This window comes from Azospirillum oryzae (assembly GCF_900177515.1).
In the GTDB taxonomy this organism is placed as follows: domain Bacteria; phylum Pseudomonadota; class Alphaproteobacteria; order Azospirillales; family Azospirillaceae; genus Azospirillum; species Azospirillum oryzae_A.
Map to the genome: position 1 here is coordinate 2,740,823 of NZ_FXAK01000007.1, position 12,456 is coordinate 2,753,278.

Genomic DNA, 12,456 nt, shown 5'->3' on the forward strand with positions numbered 1-12,456 from the left:
AATTCTTCCTAGGAAAATTTACCTTTACCGCCTTCCGGGCAGGCGCTAACGTCCATCCCATGGACCGCGCCGCCCGCCTGGACAGCCTTCACCGCACCCATGACGGCCCGACACCGAAGCCCGAGCTTCGCACCGCCCTGCTTGGCGGCCCTGCCCGCGCCAATGCCGTCAAACGCGCCGCAAAACTCCATCTGCACAGCACCCTCGCGGCCGAAGCGCGGCTCGCCGCGGCCCGGCGTCGCGGCGCCCTGAGCGCGACCACCTGCCGGACCGATGCGTGGCTGGCCCGCTTGGCCGCCACGCTGGCCCATCACCGCGGGGCCGCGGTGGCACTGCTCGATCAGCGGAAGGCGTATTCCCAATAAAGCGCCCGCGCCCGCTGGAAGATCGGACCCGCGGCGAGGCTCCGGTCCTCCACCTTGATCACCGGCACGCATTTGGCGTGGTTGCCGGTGGAGAAGACCTCGTCGGCCTCCAGCACATCCCGCGGGGTCAGGGTGCATTCCTCCACCGTCACGCCGTCGCCCCGCAGCAGGGCGATGATGCGCTGGCGGGTGATGCCGTTCAGGAAGCAGCCGTTCGGCACCGGGGTGCGCACGACGCCGTCCTTGGCGATGAAGATGTTGGAGGTGGCGAACTCCGCCACATTGCCGATGGCGTCCAGCATGATGGCGTTCTGGAAGCCGCGCTTGCGCGCCTCGGTCAGCGCCATGCCGGCGTTGGGATAGAGGCAGGCGGCCTTGGCCTCGGTCGGGGCCATGGTCGGGATCGGGCGGCGGCGGGTGGAGATGCAGGCGGCGAAGCCGGTCGGCTGCGGCAGCGGGTCCTCGTAGATCGACAGGACGAAGCGCGTGCTCTCCGGCGCCGGGGCGACGAATCCGTCATCGGCGTAGAACATCGGGCGGATGTACAGCTCGGCTTCCTTGGGGAAGCGGCGGATGCCGTCCCAGCACAGCTCCTCGATCTCGCCGGCGGTGACCATCGGCTCCAGCCCCATCACCTGGGCCGAGCGGATGGCGCGGGCGCAATGCAGGTCGAGGTCGGGGGCCACGCCCTGGAAGGCGCGTGCGCCGTCGAAGACCGTCGAAGAGAGCCACAGCGTGTGGGACAGCGGTCCGACGATGGGCGGATTGCCCTCCATCCATTCGCCCTGGATCCAGCTCCACGCCTGGCCTGCCATGCCGCCCATGATTGGTCCTTCCCTGACAAGAAAATGTGTCCATACGCTGGGCGCCGCCGGCCGGCACCGCCCATTCGTGGTTCGTCGTCGTTGGTGATCTCCCGAAGAGCATACCCCCTCGCCGCCGCCGGTCAACCGGTCCGCATGCAATCGTCCCGTGCGAGGGAGCGGATTGCGGACTCGGCCGTTGATACAGGGGAGCGCACGACCGCGACCAATCGACGGAGAGGACCCATCGCATGCCGATCACCGAACCCGGCCTCAGCGCCGCCCCGCCCAATCCGTTCCCCGGCCCGCACGAGGACATTCCCGGCACCGACCTGCCGGGCACCGACAATCCCGACCTGCCCGACCCCGGCGGCCCCGGCACCACCGACAGCCCGGTTCCCGGCAACGACCTGCCGCCGTCGCGGCCCACCGATCCGGACTTCGTCTGACCCCGCACAAACGAAAAAGGCGCCCCCGAAGGGGCGCCTTTTCCTTGTCGCAAACGCTCTCCGCGATCAGCGGAAAACGACCGCTCTTCGCGGTCAGCGGCGCACGACCATCAGCTTCTTGATCTCGGCGATGGCCTTGGCGGGGTTCAGACCCTTCGGGCACGCCTTGGTGCAGTTCATGATGGTGTGGCAGCGATAGAGGCGGAACGGGTCCTCGAGGTTGTCGAGGCGCTCGCCCGTCATCTCGTCGCGGCTGTCGGCGATCCAGCGATAGGCCTGGAGCAGGATCGACGGGCCGAGATAGCGGTCGCCGTTCCACCAGTAGCTGGGGCAGGAGGTCGAGCAGCAGAAGCACAGGATGCACTCGTAGAGGCCGTCCAGCTTGGCGCGGTCCTCCGGCGACTGCAGGCGCTCGCGGCTCGGGGCCGGCGACTGGGTCTGCAGCCACGGCTTGATCGAGGCGAGCTGGGCATAGATGTGCTTCAGGTCGGGGACCAGATCCTTCACCACCGGCATGTGCGGCAGCGGGTAGATCTTGACGTCGCCCGGAACCTCGTCGATCGCCTTCAGGCAGGCCAGCGTGTTCGTGCCGTCGATGTTCATCGCGCACGACCCGCAGATGCCCTCGCGGCAGGACCGGCGGAAGGTCAGGGTGCTGTCGACCTGGTTCTTGATGTAGATGATCGCGTCGAGGATCATCGGCCCGAACTTGTCGAGGTCGACCACGTAGGAGTCGACGCGCGGGTTCTGGCCGTCCTCAGGGTTCCAGCGGTAGATCTTGAAGGTCTTGGCCCGCTTGGCGCCGTTCGCGACGTTGACGGTCTTGCCGACGCCGACCTTGGAGTTGGCTGGCAGGTTGAATTCAACCATGGCTGATTTCCTTTATCCGGCGGGCCTTAGTACACGCGGGCCTTGGGCGGGAAGACCTCGACCTCGTCGGTCAGGGTGTACATGTGGACCGGGCGGTAATCGATCTTCGTCTCGCCGTTGTCCGCGACCCAGATGACGGTGTGCTTCATCCAGCCTTCGTCGTCGCGGTTCGGATAGTCCTCGCGGGCATGCGCGCCGCGGCTTTCCGGACGGTTCTGGGCGGAGTGCAGGGTGGCGACCGCCTGGCCCAGGAGATTGTCCAGCTCCAGCGCCTCGACCAGATCGGAGTTCCAGACCAGCGTGCGATCGGAGATCGCCATCTCGCCCTTCTTGGCATAGACGGCGTCGATCTTCTTCACGCCCTCGTCCAGGACCTCGCCGGTGCGGAAGACGGCGCAGTTGTTCTGCATCGTCCGCTGCATCTCCAGCCGCAGGTCGGCCGACTTGATCGTGCCCTTGGCGTTGCGGATGCGGTCGAACCGCTCCAGCGCCTTGTCGCAGCTGTCGGCCTTGACCGAAGGAGCCTTGCCCGGCTGGACGACCTCGGCGGCGCGGATGGCGGCCGCGCGGCCGAACACCACCAGATCGAGCAGCGAGTTGGAGCCCAGGCGGTTGGCGCCGTGGACCGACACGCAGGCGGCCTCGCCGATCGCCATCAGGCCCGGGACCACCTGGTCCGGGTTCGAAGCGGTCGGCGACAGAACCTCGCAGTGAACGTTGGTCGGGATGCCGCCCATGTTGTAGTGGACGGTCGGCAGAACCGGGATCGGCTCCTTGGTCACGTCCACGCCGGCGAAGATCTTGGCCGTCTCGGCGATGCCGGGCAGGCGCTGGTGGATGATCTCCGGCGGCAGGTGCTCCAGGTGCAGGTGGATGTGGTCCTTGTGCTCACCCACGCCGCGGCCTTCGCGGATCTCGATGGTCATCGAGCGGGACACGACGTCGCGCGACGCCAGATCCTTGGCCGACGGGGCATAGCGCTCCATGAAGCGCTCGCCGTTGGAGTTGGTCAGGTATCCGCCCTCGCCGCGCACGCCCTCGGTGATGAGGCAGCCGGAGCCGTAGATGCCGGTCGGGTGGAACTGCACGAACTCCATGTCCTGCAGCGGCAGGCCGGCGCGCAGGATCATGCCGCCGCCGTCGCCGGTGCAGGTGTGGGCCGAGGTCGCCGAGAAATAGGCGCGGCCGTAGCCGCCGGTCGCCAGCACGACCATCTGGCCGCGGAAGCGGTGCAGCGTGCCGTCGTCCAGGTTCCAGGCCAGCACGCCCTTGCAGACGCCGTCCTCCATGATGAGGTCGAGCGCGAAGTATTCGACGAAGAACTCCGCCTCATGCTTCAGCGACTGCTGGTAGAGCGTGTGCAGGATGGCGTGGCCGGTGCGGTCGGCGGCGGCGCAGGTCCGGTAGGCCTGGGTCTTGCCGTACTGCGCGGTCATGCCGCCGAAGGCGCGCTGGTAGATCTTGCCTTCCGGCGTGCGCGAGAAGGGCACGCCATAATGCTCCAGCTCGATGATCGCCGGGATTGCCTCGCGGCACATGTACTCGATGGCGTCCTGGTCGCCCAGCCAGTCCGACCCCTTCACGGTGTCGTACATGTGGTAGCGCCAGTCGTCCTCGCCCATGTTGCCGAGCGCGGCCGAGATGCCGCCCTGCGCCGCCACGGTGTGCGAGCGGGTCGGGAACACCTTGGTGATGCAAGCGGTCTTCAGTCCCTTTTCGGCCATGCCGAAGGTGGCGCGCAGACCGGCGCCGCCGGCGCCGACGACGACGACGTCATAGGTGTGGTCGATGATGTTGTAGGCGGTCGCCATGGTCGTCAGGCTCCGATGAAGATCTTCACGACGGCCAGCACGCAGGCCGCCGCCAGGGCGAAGGACAGGAACTTGACGCCGATGATCAGCGCCATCTTCTGCCATTCGACGTTCACGTAGTCCTCGATGACCACCTGCAGTCCGGATTGGGCGTGGTGGAAGGTGACCACGGCGGTGAGGACCATCATCACGGCCGAGAAGGGCGACTTCATCCAGGCGATGAATTCGGCATGACCGGCACCGAGATGGCCGATGACGCCGAAGACGAACCAGACGGTCAGCGGGACCAGGGCGATCGACGTCAGGCGCTGCGACCACCAGTGTTCGGTGCCATGCTTGGCGGAACCCAGACCGCGCGCGACCTGCAGCGGCGAACGGAGGGTCTTGCTATTGGACGCCATGTCTTATCTCCTCACCACACGGCCAAGCCGACGATCCAGGTCAGCACGGTCAGCACCGCCGTCGCGCCGAGGACGACCTTGTTGTTGCGGTCGGCATCGGTCAGCTCGAACGCCTTGCCGGCGTCCCAGACCAGATGGCGGATGCCGTTGCACAGGTGGTAGTACAGCGCCGCCGACCAGCCGAACATCAGCAGCAGGCCGAAGAACGACCCGATGAAGCCCTGCGCGCGCGCAAACGCCTCCGGACCGGCGGCGGCGGCGACCAGCCACCAGACCAGCAGAAGCGTGCCGACAGCCAGCCCGACGCCCGTGATGCGGTGCGTGATGGACATGACTGCGGTCAACGGGAGTTTGTAGACTTGAAGGTGCGGGGAGAGCGGCCGACCGCTGCCGTTTGCCATTGCGTCGTCCTCTGTTCGCGGCCGGACGCGGCGCAACATGACGATTGCCGCGGCGGCTGGGTGGTGCGTGCCCTTTTTAAGACGGCTGTCCCGTCCTATTGGTTGGCGCAATGAATTACGCTCCCGCAGCAGCCGAGTCAACGGCGGGGGGTGGCCGAAAGTGCTGGTGTGACGATTTTGGCGCAGCGCGGGAAGTGGCTGAAAAGAAACGGCCTTCCGGTTCTGTGGTATTACCAGCGAATGAGGCCAGTCCCAGGCCGCCGCGCTTGGCTCCCCGCTACTTGTCGAAGCGGCGCACGTTCTCGACCATCATCGAGTACATCTGCGTAATCAGTTCCGCGGGCCTAAGACGGCCGAACGGAATGTTGTCCTTGGCCCATTCGACCAGACCCGGCGGCGGCTTCACCGGCGCCACCTCGTACCCCGCCTTCTTCAGCGCGGCGGTCACGGCCTTCGCCTGCTTGGCGTAATCCTCGTTGAAGAAGGACTTGTCGGCGTCCTTGATCGCCTTGGCGATGATGTCCTCGATGGGGGCGGGCATGCCGATGCTGGGGCCGGGTCTGGTTGGCGGGAGTGGCGTCACCCTGTCACAGCACGGCGCCGTCCGCAATTCCCGGCGGCTGCAGGCTTTTCGGAAAGCCTTGATATAAAGAAGAGATGGACGGCGATTGCCCGGATTTCAACGCCGGCCACATGGATGTCAGCCATTCCCGAAGATGCGGAGATGGACCATCCGTAAGTGAGAACAAGACCTTGAAATCCGGGTCAATCCTGAATGTCGCAGCCGATGCTTGGCAATCGGCCCTCACGACACCAGCGCCGCGTCCTTCTCCGCGATGACGTTGGCGATGGCGGCGCGTTCGGCTGCGGTCAGGCGCAGGCTGGCGCTCTTCAGCTGGCCGCAGGCGGCCATGATGTCCTCGCCGCGCGGGGTGCGGACGGGGCTGGCATAGCCGGCGTTGTTGACGATGTCGCCGAAGACCTGGATCGCCCGCGCGGTCGAGCGCTCGTACGGCGCACCCGGCCATTCGTTGAAGGGGATCAGGTTGATCTTGGCCGGTATGCCTTCCAGCAGCTTCACCAGCGCCCGCGCATCGGCCGGCGTGTCGTTGATCCCCTTCAGCATCACATACTCGAAGGTGATGCGCCGGGCATTCGACAGGCCGGGGTAATTGCGGCAGGCCTCCATCAGATCCCGCAGCGGATATTTGCGGTTGATGGGCATGATGATGTCGCGCAGCTCGTCGGTCACCGCATGCAGGCTGACCGCGAGGTTGACGTTCAGCTCCTCGCCGCAGCGTTCCATCATCGGCACGACGCCGGAGGTCGACAGCGTGATGCGCCGCTTGGAGATCGAGATGCCGTCGCCGTCCATCACGATCTTCAACGCCTTGGCGACGTTGTCGTAATTGAACAGCGGTTCGCCCATGCCCATCATGACGATGTTGGACAGCATGCGCCCGTCGGGCGGCGCCGGCCATTCGCCCAGCATGTCGCGCGCCAGCATCACCTGCGCCACGATCTCCGCCGAATCGAGATTGCGCACCAGACGCTGCGTGCCGGTGTGGCAGAAGCGGCAGGTCAGCGTGCAGCCGACCTGGGAGGAGACGCAGAGCGTGCCGCGGTCCTCCTCGGGAATGTGGACGCTCTCCACCTCTTGCCCGTCGGGCATGCGCAGCAGCCACTTGCGGGTGCCGTCCGCCGACTTCAGGTCCTTCACCACCGTCGGCCGCGCCACGATGTAGACGTCGGCCAGCTTTTCCCGCACCGGCTTGGCCAGCGTGGTCATCTCGGCGAAATCGGTGGAGCCGCGGTGATAGATCCAGTGCCAGAGCTGGCGCGCCCGGAATTTTTCCAGGCCGATCGACAGCATCTCGGCTTCCAGCTCTTCGCGGGACAGGCCGACAAGGTTCTTGCGTCCGTCGGCATCGGTCGCCGGCGGAACGAAGGCGGAGGCATGATTGGAGGCGCTCATGGCCCCACTACATAGGGCCATGCGCGCGCGGAGTCAAAAGACTCGAGGGGAAAAAGACCGAGTAAAGTGCTGTGACGATCAGCGCTTCACGCCGCAGGCCTCGTTGATGGCGTCATAGGCTTGGCTGACGCCGGTCAGGCTGTAGGTGTCGGTGGTCTTGGTGCCGCGGCTGGACACGCCCTTCACCACCATCTGCTTGCCGTCACGCATCGCCGCGGTCACGGCGCGGTCGCCGTCGGCATCGCGAGCCCAGGCGGTCTCGCCGTCGGTGAACAGCTTGAAGTCCTTGCCGTCGATGTCAACCTCGGCCTCGCTGCCCTTCTTGAACGGATAGCCGACGATGACGCTGACGACGTCCAGGGCCTTTTCGGCCGGACGGTGGGTGACCAGCGTATAGATGTCGCCGCGCTTCGCCTTCGGCTCCGTCTTCTTGGGCTGGCTGGAGATGTAGCAGACCTTCTGCCCCTTCTCCTCGAACACGAAAGCGTTCCAGTCCTTGAAGGTGCCGAGATGGCGCGGATCGGCCGCGGCGGCCGGCGCGGCGGCCATGCCGGAGGCGAAAAGCGCGGCGGCGAAAACGGTGGACAGGACAGAACCGGCAAAGGCGGCCCCGGCAATTCGGCGGACGGCGTTGGGAAGCAACATCGGTCTTGCGTCTGCTCGTTGTTGGTCCGTGGGGTGCGGGCGGACACTACCCCAATCGGACAACGCATTCCAAGGCCGGCGGACCGGAACCGGTCTGTTTCTCACAGCGTGGGCTGGACACTGCGTGACATTTTGACACGCAGAATGGCGCCCGTACTGTTGACTAGGACCTCTGGCTTATGCCGAAGTTCAGGCTATATCTGCGCGCGGCATCCAAATGACTGGAACTGGGCGACGGGAACTGGCATGGCCAAGCTGCTTGTGGTTGACGACGATCCGGTCACGCGCAACCTGATCCGCGCGATCCTGACGCGCGAAGGTCATGAGCTGACCCTGTGCGCCGGCGCCACGGAGGCCATCGGCATCCTGTATGTGCAGAAATTCGACCTTGTCCTGACCGACATCATCATGCCGGACCATGACGGGTTCGAGGTGATCAAGGCCGCCCGCTCCCTGCGTCCGGAAATGCCTGTGGTCATCCTGTCGGCCATCGACGACAAGGTGCCGTCCCAACTGACCTCCGCCGCCTTCGCCAAGCTGGGCGTGACCCGTGTCATCGCCAAGCCGGTCAATCCCAGCCTGCTGGCGTCCGAAGTCCTGGCGGCGCTCGTCGCGGGCTGAACCGCCTATCGTTGGCGTCTCCCGATCAGGGCGCAACGCTTTGGCAGGATCTTGACGCCCATCGGCATTCACGCCACTCACCGGCCGCCGAAACTCCCGCTATCCTCCATGGCGCATCCCTGAACCGGAGACCACGCCATGCTGGACCTGCGCCCCAACTGCGAATGCTGCGACCGCGACCTGCCGCCGGACGCGACGGACGCCTATATCTGCTCCTTCGAGTGCACCTTCTGCGCCGACTGCCGCGCCCGTCTGCCGGGGGAGCGCTGCCCGAACTGCGGGGGCGAGCTGGTACGGCGGCCGATCCGTCCGGCGTCGAAACTGGTGGCCAGCCCGCCGTCTACCACGCGGATCGTCAAGCCCGACGGCTGCGCCGCGCTGTTCACCAGCGGCGGAGCCGCACCGTTTTAAGTCCCGGAATTGCTCCTTGCTGCCGCTGGCGTTCGCCACACAAATCGGCCAGACTGGCGCCGCCAAGTCCGGGAGAACCCGCCCCGATCTGGCCGGTTCCGGCCGAACGCCCCATCTTCCTTGCCCATCCACTGTTCTTTGCCACCTTCTCCCGCCAGTTCCCCCGAACGCCATCCGGCCGTTCCAACCAGACGTTAGAGACATGCCGATCAACAACCGCATCGCCGCCTTCCAGGACGACATGACCGCGTGGCGGCGCGACATCCATGCCCACCCGGAACTGGGGTTCGAGGAGAAGCGCACCTCCGACATCGTCGCCGCGAAGCTGACGGAATTCGGCATCACGGTGCATCGCGGCCTGGGCGGGACCGGGGTGGTCGGCACCCTGAAGGGGCTGGGGACCGGCAGCGGCCGGACCATCGGCCTGCGCGCCGACATGGACGCGCTGCCGATGCCGGAGGCCAACGACTTCGACCATGCCTCGCGCCATGCCGGCAAAATGCACGCCTGTGGCCATGACGGGCACACGACGATGCTGCTGGGCGCCGCCCGCTATCTGGCGGAGACGCGCAACTTCGACGGCACCGTCCACTTCATCTTCCAGCCGGCCGAGGAAGGGCTGGGCGGTGCAAAGCGGATGATCGAGGACGGGCTGTTCCGGCAGTTCGACTGCGAGCAGGTCTATGGCCTGCACAATTGGCCGGAGCTGCCGGCCGGCCAGATCGCCGTGCATCCCGGCCCGGTGATGGCGGCGGCCAACCAGTTCGAAATTCATGTGACCGGCCACGGCGCCCACGCCGCCATGCCCCACCGCGGCATCGACCCGGTGCTGGTGTCGGCCCACATCATCACCGCGGCGCAGAGCCTGGTCAGCCGCGGCACCAACCCGGCCGACAGTGCGGTGGTGTCGATCACGGTGGTGGAGGCCGGGACCGCGGCCAACGTCATCCCCGACAGCGCACGGATGCTCGGCACCATGCGTACCTTCTCGGAAGAGAACCACCGCCGCATCCAGGAACAGTTCGCCCGCCTCGTCTCCAGCATCGCCGAGGGGCTGGGCGCCAAGGCAGAACTGCGCTTCCGTCCCGGCTATCCCGCCACGGTGAACAGCGAGCCCGAGGCGCGCATCGCAGCGGCCGCGGCGGCCAAGGTGGTGGGCGAGGAGAATGTGGTCTGGGCCCCCGACCCGACCATGGCGGCGGAGGATTTCGGCTATATGCTGAAGGAGCGGCCGGGCGCCTACATCTGGCTTGGCCATGGCGGACATCGCGGGCCCTCCTGCCGCCTGCACAACCCGCACTACGACTTCAACGACGCGATCCTGACCACCGGCGCCAGCTATTGGGCGTCGCTGGTCGAGACGATCCTGCCGCGGAGCGCCTGACCGTCCCATGAAGATGCCGTTCCGCCTCCGCCTGATCCCGCTGCTGTTCACGCCCGCGCTGTTTCTGGCCGCCTGCCAGGGCGGCAACGACCGTGCCGACGGCAACCTTCTGCCGGCCCAGGCGGAGGCCGGCACCGGCTGGCAGGGCGATCACAGCAGCGCGGCCGAACGCGCCTATGTCGTCGCCCGCGACGCCGGCGAATGGAGCGCCTTGTGGGCGCGGGTTGGGGAGCCGGCCCCGTCCTCCCTGCCCGGCGGCCGGATGGCGGTGGCGGTCTTCCTGGGGCCGCGCGATACGGCCGGCTACGGCGTCGCCATCGACAGCGTGCAGCAGAAGGGCGCCGACCTGATCGTCGGCTATCACGAGAGCGTGCCGGGCCCGGCCCAAGCGGTGGCGCAGATGCGCACCAGCCCCTACGCCATCCGCCTGCTGCCCAGCGCGGCGGGTACGCCGAAGTTCGTTCGGGGGAAGTGAGGTCGGGAGACGGAGGCCTATTGCCCCTCCCCCTCTTCGAGGGAGAGGGGGATGGGGCACCGCTAAACCACTCCCAACGCGACCAAACCACCCCTCACTGCGGCATCCGCCACGGCAACTCCCCGCCGACCAGCTTGCCCGCCTCCGCCGACGGCAGCGGGCGGGCGAAATGGTAGCCCTGGCCATAGTCGCAGGCCAGCGCGCGCAGCAGGTTGGCGTCGGCGCTGGTCTCGATGCCCTCGGCGATCACATCGAAACCCAACAGGCGCGCCAGATCCATGATGATGCGGACGATGGCGCGGTTTTCCTCCGACTGGTGCATGGCCGAGACGAAGGAGCGGTCGACCTTCAGGCTGTCGATCGGCAGCTTGTGCAGGTAGGACAGCGACGAATAGCCGGTGCCGAAATCGTCGATCGACAGCTTGATGCCCAGCGCCCGCAGGTCGCGCAGCAGGCGGATCGACTGTTCCGCCTTGTCCATCACCGCGCTTTCCGTCAGCTCCAGCTTGATCCAGGACGGCTCCACCCCGGTTTCGCGCAGGACCTCGCGCACGACCTGGACGAAGTTGGGGTCGGACAGCTGGTGGCTGGACAGGTTGACGCTCATGAACAGCGGGGCGGACCCCGGTTCGCGGCGATCCTGCCACTCAGCGATCTGCAGGCAGGCCTGCCGCAATACCCAGGTGCCGAGCGATACCACCAGACCCGTGCTCTCGGCGATCGGGATGAAGATGCCGGGCGGAATGTTGCCGCGTTCGGGATGGGTCCAGCGCATCAGCGCCTCGAACCCCGCCAGACCGCCGGTCACCATCTCGACGATCGGCTGGTAGGCGACCCACAGGTCGCTGCCGCTGTCCAGCGCGCCGCGCAGATCGTGCTCCAGCCGCACCTGCTCGACCACATGGGAATGCATCGCCGGATCGAACCAGGCCTGCCGCCCGCCGCCCTGCTCGCGGGCGCGGGCGGTTGCGATCTCGGCATCGCGCAGCACATCGTCGGGACGCTCGTGCGTCGGCATCGAGATAGCGACGCCGATGCTGGCGGACAGGAATACGGTGCCGCCGGAACTGGAGCGGGCCGAGCGCACCACCGCCGCCAGCTCCTCGATGGAGCTTTCCAGCGCCGGCCGGTCGCAGACGCCGCCGGCCAGCATGGCGAAGGCATGGTCGCTGACGCGCGCGATCAGGTCGAAGGCCGCGGCCTGCGCCGCCATGCGCTGCGCCAGGCCGTCCAGCAGCTCGTTGGCGAAACCCTGCCCCATGCTGCTGCGGATTTCGGCGAAGCGGTCGATGTCCAGGATGACGAGCGTGAAGGGCTCGCCCATGTTGCGATAGTCCGCCATGTGCTTCAGCAGCATCAGGCGGTTTGCGAGTCCGGTCACCGGGTCGTAGTAGGCGAGGCGGAACAGGTCGTCCTGCACCTGCCGTCGCTCGGTCATGTCCTGCAGGATGACGAAATAGCCGGTGATGGCGCCGTCTTCCGCCCGGTGCGGCGCGTGCAGCCGCATCACGTAGCGCTGCTGGCCGTCGGCCTGGGTGATCCAGCCTTCGGTCTGCACCGTCTCGCCCGCCAGCGCGCGCTCGGCGGCGCCCTGTGTGTTGCGGAGCAGATCCGGCCCCAAAAGCTCGCCGATGGTGCCGCCGACCGCCTTGTCCAGCGTCGTCCCCATCATCTCCAGATAGGCGCGGTTGGCGTAGATGTGCCGCCGCTGCGGGTCCATCAACGCCACCTTCACCGTCATGGCGTCGAGAATCTGACGCAGGGCGTCAAGCCCCGGCGCACCGGAAGCGGCACCCGATAAAGCGTCGGCCAGCGCGGAGATTCGGGGATCTGGACTCATGGCGA

At 66.9% G+C, this 12,456-nt stretch carries 15 protein-coding genes; 6 read left to right on the plus strand and 9 right to left on the minus strand.

The genetic code is table 11. The features are described from left to right. Nucleotides 1-59: 59 nt before the first annotated feature. Nucleotides 60-365 (plus strand): hypothetical protein, encoded by a 306-nt coding sequence (locus tag B9N97_RS25475; protein ID WP_085090445.1) that lies wholly within the window; start codon nt 60-62, stop codon nt 363-365. Here B9N97_RS25475 and B9N97_RS25480 read toward each other — a convergent pair. Next, entirely contained in the window at nt 341-1,189 is an 849-nt protein-coding gene (locus B9N97_RS25480) for a branched-chain amino acid aminotransferase (RefSeq protein ID WP_085090446.1), read from the minus strand. The two genes, B9N97_RS25475 and B9N97_RS25480, sit on opposite strands and share 25 nt — an antisense overlap. A 230-nt stretch (nt 1,190-1,419) precedes the next feature. On the opposite strand from B9N97_RS25480, the gene B9N97_RS25485 reads away from it, so the two are divergent. Further along, nucleotides 1,420-1,617, plus strand: a complete 198-nt coding sequence (locus B9N97_RS25485; RefSeq protein WP_085090447.1) for a hypothetical protein — start codon at nt 1,420-1,422, stop codon at nt 1,615-1,617. 93 nt (nt 1,618-1,710) lie between these two features. Here B9N97_RS25485 and B9N97_RS25490 read toward each other — a convergent pair whose 3' ends face one another. From B9N97_RS25490 to B9N97_RS25520, 7 genes are all read right to left on the minus strand, one after another. Continuing rightward, entirely contained in the window at nt 1,711-2,487 is a 777-nt protein-coding gene (locus tag B9N97_RS25490) for a succinate dehydrogenase iron-sulfur subunit (RefSeq protein WP_085090448.1), read from the minus strand. Nucleotides 2,488-2,513: 26 nt separating this feature from the next. Then, complete coding sequence (gene sdhA / locus B9N97_RS25495) at nt 2,514-4,298, minus strand: succinate dehydrogenase flavoprotein subunit (protein WP_085090449.1); 1,785 nt, start codon at nt 4,296-4,298, stop codon at nt 2,514-2,516. A 5-nt stretch (nt 4,299-4,303) separates the two neighbouring features. Beyond that, nucleotides 4,304-4,699, minus strand: a complete 396-nt coding sequence (sdhD, locus tag B9N97_RS25500) for a succinate dehydrogenase, hydrophobic membrane anchor protein (RefSeq protein WP_085090450.1) — start codon at nt 4,697-4,699, stop codon at nt 4,304-4,306. Nucleotides 4,700-4,710: 11 nt separating this feature from the next. Next, complete coding sequence (gene sdhC / locus B9N97_RS25505; protein WP_085090451.1) at nt 4,711-5,100, minus strand: succinate dehydrogenase, cytochrome b556 subunit; 390 nt, start codon at nt 5,098-5,100, stop codon at nt 4,711-4,713. Nucleotides 5,101-5,377: 277 nt separating this feature from the next. Further along, a complete protein-coding gene (locus B9N97_RS25510) occupies nt 5,378-5,641 on the minus strand; it encodes a hypothetical protein (protein WP_014248979.1) in 264 nt (87 codons plus the stop codon). A 264-nt stretch (nt 5,642-5,905) separates the two neighbouring features. Then, the gene (gene rlmN / locus B9N97_RS25515) at nt 5,906-7,075 is read right to left on the minus strand and encodes a dual-specificity RNA methyltransferase RlmN (RefSeq protein WP_085090452.1); all 1,170 of its coding nucleotides are present in this window, start codon (nt 7,073-7,075) and stop codon (nt 5,906-5,908) included. Between the two features lie 78 nt (nt 7,076-7,153). Continuing rightward, nucleotides 7,154-7,720 carry an invasion associated locus B family protein gene (locus tag B9N97_RS25520; protein ID WP_085090453.1) on the minus strand — a complete coding sequence of 189 codons (567 nt, stop codon included), beginning with the start codon at nt 7,718-7,720 and terminating at the stop codon, nt 7,154-7,156. A 246-nt stretch (nt 7,721-7,966) separates the two neighbouring features. On the opposite strand from B9N97_RS25520, the gene B9N97_RS25525 reads away from it, so the two are divergent. From B9N97_RS25525 to B9N97_RS25540, 4 genes are all read left to right on the plus strand, one after another. Then, on the plus strand, nt 7,967-8,341 hold the full coding sequence (locus B9N97_RS25525) for a response regulator (RefSeq protein WP_085090454.1): 375 nt from the start codon (nt 7,967-7,969) through the stop codon (nt 8,339-8,341). Nucleotides 8,342-8,479: 138 nt separating this feature from the next. Beyond that, entirely contained in the window at nt 8,480-8,752 is a 273-nt protein-coding gene (locus B9N97_RS25530) for a DUF1272 domain-containing protein (protein WP_085090455.1), read from the plus strand. Between the two features lie 202 nt (nt 8,753-8,954). Further along, on the plus strand, nt 8,955-10,136 hold the full coding sequence (locus B9N97_RS25535) for a M20 aminoacylase family protein (protein WP_085090456.1): 1,182 nt from the start codon (nt 8,955-8,957) through the stop codon (nt 10,134-10,136). Nucleotides 10,137-10,143: 7 nt separating this feature from the next. After that, on the plus strand, nt 10,144-10,611 hold the full coding sequence (locus B9N97_RS25540) for a protease complex subunit PrcB family protein (RefSeq protein ID WP_085090457.1): 468 nt from the start codon (nt 10,144-10,146) through the stop codon (nt 10,609-10,611). A 94-nt stretch (nt 10,612-10,705) separates the two neighbouring features. On the opposite strand, the gene B9N97_RS25545 is transcribed toward B9N97_RS25540, so the two are convergent. Continuing rightward, nucleotides 10,706-12,451 carry a putative bifunctional diguanylate cyclase/phosphodiesterase gene (locus B9N97_RS25545; protein ID WP_085090458.1) on the minus strand — a complete coding sequence of 582 codons (1,746 nt, stop codon included), beginning with the start codon at nt 12,449-12,451 and terminating at the stop codon, nt 10,706-10,708. Between the last annotated feature and the right edge of the window lie 5 nt (nt 12,452-12,456).

Coding starts and splice junctions, on each gene's coding strand:
- B9N97_RS25475 (WP_085090445.1), top strand. CDS start 60: ATGGACCGCGCCGCCCGCCTGGACAGCCTTCACCGCACCCATGACGGC.
- B9N97_RS25480 (WP_085090446.1), bottom strand. CDS start 1,189: ATGGGCGGCATGGCAGGCCAGGCGTGGAGCTGGATCCAGGGCGAATGG.
- B9N97_RS25485 (WP_085090447.1), top strand. CDS start 1,420: ATGCCGATCACCGAACCCGGCCTCAGCGCCGCCCCGCCCAATCCGTTC.
- B9N97_RS25490 (WP_085090448.1), bottom strand. CDS start 2,487: ATGGTTGAATTCAACCTGCCAGCCAACTCCAAGGTCGGCGTCGGCAAG.
- sdhA (WP_085090449.1), bottom strand. CDS start 4,298: ATGGCGACCGCCTACAACATCATCGACCACACCTATGACGTCGTCGTC.
- sdhD (WP_085090450.1), bottom strand. CDS start 4,699: ATGGCGTCCAATAGCAAGACCCTCCGTTCGCCGCTGCAGGTCGCGCGC.
- sdhC (WP_085090451.1), bottom strand. CDS start 5,100: ATGGCAAACGGCAGCGGTCGGCCGCTCTCCCCGCACCTTCAAGTCTAC.
- B9N97_RS25510 (WP_014248979.1), bottom strand. CDS start 5,641: ATGCCCGCCCCCATCGAGGACATCATCGCCAAGGCGATCAAGGACGCC.
- rlmN (WP_085090452.1), bottom strand. CDS start 7,075: ATGAGCGCCTCCAATCATGCCTCCGCCTTCGTTCCGCCGGCGACCGAT.
- B9N97_RS25520 (WP_085090453.1), bottom strand. CDS start 7,720: ATGTTGCTTCCCAACGCCGTCCGCCGAATTGCCGGGGCCGCCTTTGCC.
- B9N97_RS25525 (WP_085090454.1), top strand. CDS start 7,967: ATGGCCAAGCTGCTTGTGGTTGACGACGATCCGGTCACGCGCAACCTG.
- B9N97_RS25530 (WP_085090455.1), top strand. CDS start 8,480: ATGCTGGACCTGCGCCCCAACTGCGAATGCTGCGACCGCGACCTGCCG.
- B9N97_RS25535 (WP_085090456.1), top strand. CDS start 8,955: ATGCCGATCAACAACCGCATCGCCGCCTTCCAGGACGACATGACCGCG.
- B9N97_RS25540 (WP_085090457.1), top strand. CDS start 10,144: ATGAAGATGCCGTTCCGCCTCCGCCTGATCCCGCTGCTGTTCACGCCC.
- B9N97_RS25545 (WP_085090458.1), bottom strand. CDS start 12,451: ATGAGTCCAGATCCCCGAATCTCCGCGCTGGCCGACGCTTTATCGGGT.